At 65.6% G+C, this 3,265-nt stretch carries 4 protein-coding genes; 3 read left to right on the forward strand and 1 reads right to left on the reverse strand.

Translation table 11 applies throughout. The features are described from left to right. A partial coding sequence (gene eda / locus EOA38_RS31625; RefSeq protein WP_127301070.1) for a bifunctional 4-hydroxy-2-oxoglutarate aldolase/2-dehydro-3-deoxy-phosphogluconate aldolase occupies positions 1–523 on the reverse strand: 523 nt, incomplete at its 3' end. Positions 524–671: 148 nt separating this feature from the next. On the opposite strand from eda, the gene EOA38_RS31630 reads away from it, so the two are divergent. The 3 genes from EOA38_RS31630 to EOA38_RS31640 form a co-directional block, all read left to right on the forward strand. Continuing rightward, entirely contained in the window at positions 672–1,601 is a 930-nt protein-coding gene (locus EOA38_RS31630) for a rhodanese-related sulfurtransferase (RefSeq protein ID WP_126092150.1), read from the forward strand. A 119-nt stretch (positions 1,602–1,720) separates the two neighbouring features. Then, entirely contained in the window at positions 1,721–2,428 is a 708-nt protein-coding gene (locus EOA38_RS31635; protein ID WP_126092151.1) for a tellurite resistance TerB family protein, read from the forward strand. A 286-nt stretch (positions 2,429–2,714) separates the two neighbouring features. After that, positions 2,715–3,265 (forward strand): SDR family oxidoreductase (locus EOA38_RS31640; protein WP_145966154.1); only part of this gene is annotated, 551 nt, incomplete at its 3' end.

Here is a 3,265-nt window from a genome sequence, read left to right on the forward strand (position 1 = left end):
GGCTGAGATAGTCGGCGGCATTCTTTGCCGTTATGCCGCCGGTCGGGCAGAACTTCACGTCGGCGAGCGGCGAGGCGAAGGCTTTCAGCGAAGCGATACCGCCCGACTGCTCGGCCGGAAAGAATTTCAGGAAGCGCAAACCGGCTTCGCGCGCGGCCATGATCTCACCCGGCGTGATGGCGCCGGGCAGCAGCGGCACGGGGCTGCCCTTCGCCGTGTCCAGAAGCTGGCTGGTGATGCCGGGGCTGACGATGAATTTCGAGCCGGCGGCGGCTGCCTCGTCGAATTGCCTGGCATCGAGAATGGTGCCGGCGCCAACGATCGCGTCCTCGACCTCGGCCGCGACGCGGCGGATCGCTTCCAGGGCGTCGGCTGTGCGCAGCGTAATCTCGATCGCCCTCAAGCCGCCGCGCGACAGAGCACGGGCGAGCGGCACGGCGTCGGCGACATTGGCGATCTTGAGCACCGGGATGACAGGTTGACCATTGAGAAGCGACAGGAGCTTTTCGGTCTTGCTGGTCATTCGCTGTTCTCCATTGCGATCGATTTCAACCGATTAGCAGAAGGGGTAACCCAAGTCCACGAAGCCAGGGCGTGTCGCGATGTCACGCGGCGGGCCGTTCACTGGCTCTGCCTTGAAACCGCTTTCAGCACGGTTTAGTGGCATGGCCATGACAACAAGCACGGATATTCAGCCGGTTCGCGTCGCCGCGCTTTACAAGTTTGCCCGGCTCGACGGCATCGAAGCCCTGCGCGCGACGCTTGCCGCCCTTTGCCTCGAGCGCGGCATCAAGGGCACGCTGCTTCTGGCGCATGAGGGCATCAACGGCACGGTCGCCGGCAGCGAGGAAGCGATTTCGGCGCTGATCGACCACCTCCAGGCGATCGAAGGGCTTGCCGGGCTGGAGGTCAAATACAGCGCCGCCGCCGACATGCCGTTCCACCGCATGAAAGTGCGGCTGAAGCGCGAGATCGTCACCATGGGCGTCGACGATCTCGACCCCGCGACCAGCGCCGGCACCTATGTCGCGCCGGCCGACTGGAATTCGCTGATCTCGGACGCCGATACATTGGTGATCGACACGCGCAACGCCTACGAGGTGTCGATCGGCACCTTCAAGGGCGCCGTCGATCCGAAAACCGCCAGCTTTCGCGAGTTCCCGGCCTGGGTCGAGCAGCACCGCGATGAGCTCGAAGGCCGCAAGGTGGCGATGTTCTGCACCGGCGGCATTCGCTGCGAGAAGGCGACGGCCTATGTGAAGTCGCTTGGCTTCGGCCAAGTCTTCCATCTCAAGGGCGGCATCCTGAAATATCTCGAAGAGGTGCCGGCCGAAGAGAGCCTGTGGCAGGGCGAGTGTTTCGTCTTCGACGAGCGGGTTTCCGTGTCGCATGGGCTGGCCGAAGGTGATGCCGAGTTGTGCCGTGCCTGCCGGCATCCGCTCACCGTCGAGGATCGGCTTTCGCCGAAATATGTCATCGGCATCTCATGCCCGCATTGCTTCGAGGCGCGCTCGGAAGAAGACCGCGCCCGCTACGCCGAGCGGCATCGCCAGGTCGAGCTGGCGCAGGCGCGAGGCGGCCGGCGCCATATCGGAAGCTAAGCGGCGTCAGTTCCACAAAGCGTCCGCCCGTCATTGTAATGTCAACGCGCGGGGCCTACGTCTTGCCGGTCCGAAACTCCGCCCGGGCGCATTCGGCCGGGCCAATTCTGGAGGCATTGATGCTCGACCCCAAGAAGCTGCTCGACGACCTTCTCGGCTCGCAAATTCCTGGCACGGGATCGACCGTTCGCGACAAGGCGGGGCAGGCGGTGCAGATGGCGAAGGACAATCCGCTCGCCGCCGGCGCGCTGGCCGCGGTGCTGCTCGGCACCGGCACAGGCCGGCAGGTGACGGGCGCCGCCATCAAGCTCGGCGGCTTGGCGGCCATCGGCGGCCTCGCCTACAAGGCCTACCAGAACTATAAGAACGGCGCTGAGCCGGCGCAGGCCCCGGCCACGGGCGAGCCGGAACTGCTGCCGCCGCCCAAGGATACCGCCTTCGACCCCTCGCAGGCGCCGCAAGGCGAGGCCGAGTTCACGCTGACGCTGGTCAGGGCAATGATCTCCGCGGCCAAGGCGGATGGCCATGTCGACGACGAGGAGCGGCAGAAGATCGCCGATAAGCTCAAGCTCGCCGGCATCGGGGCGGATGCGGAGAAGTTCCTGATGGCAGAGCTCGAGAGCCCGCTCGACCTCGACGCGCTGGTCGCCGGCGCCAAGACCGACGCGCAGAAGCTCGAGCTCTACACCGCCTCGCGCCTCACCATCGACCCCGACACCCGCACCGAGCGCGGCTATCTCGATCTGCTCGCCGGCCGGCTCGGCCTGCCGGACGCGCTGGTCGACCATGTCGAGGCGACGGTCTCGGCGGCGAAGGCGCCGGCTTGAGCCGCGTCCAACCGGCGCTGACAAGTCCGGGTTGGTAAACGCGCTCGTGGCGCGCTGCCGGCCGTTAACCTTTCGTTAACCCAGCAAGCGCATCATTCTAGGCAGTCGGACCGGCTTTTCCTCCTCCCAAGCGCGGTTCAGATCAGGGCGGTCGCCAATGACCGCCCTTTTTGTCGGCCCGTTGTCTTGCCGGCCTCTTCTCTTTTGTCGGCAAGAGCCGCTTGCCACGGTCCCTATCATTTGCGATGCCACGTGTTCTTCCAGCAATGACCGGGAAGGGATGACGATGACCGCCATGGCAGAGAAAACCGCCATCGTTACCGGCGCCGGCACCGGCATCGGCAAGAGCGTTGCCACGACGCTGCTCCAGGCAGGATGGAACACCGTGTTCTGCGGCCGGCGCAAGAAGCTGCTCGAGGAGGCGATCGCCGAGGCCGGGAAGACGAGCGCCAAAGCGCTCGCAGTCAGTTGCGACATCAGCAAGGCCGACGAAGTCGACGACATGTTCGAGACCGTGGTGGAGGCGTTCGGGCGCGTCGACCTGCTCTTCAACAATGCCGGCATGGGTTACAAGTCGACGCTGATCGACGAGATCCCCGTCGAGGTCTGGAACGATGTCGTGGGCGTCAACCTCACCGGCTCGTTCCTGTGCGCCCGCGCCGCCTTCGGCGTCATGCGCCGGCAAAAGCCGATGGGCGGGCGCATCATCAACAACGGCTCGGTGTCGGCCTATGCGCCGCGCCCGGGCTCGGCGCCCTATACGGCGACCAAGCATGCCATAACCGGCCTGACCAAGACGCTGGCGCTCGACGGCCGGCCCTATGACATCGCCTGCGG

This window comes from Mesorhizobium sp. M1E.F.Ca.ET.041.01.1.1 (assembly GCF_003997355.1).
Classification (GTDB): Bacteria; Pseudomonadota; Alphaproteobacteria; order Rhizobiales; family Rhizobiaceae; genus Mesorhizobium.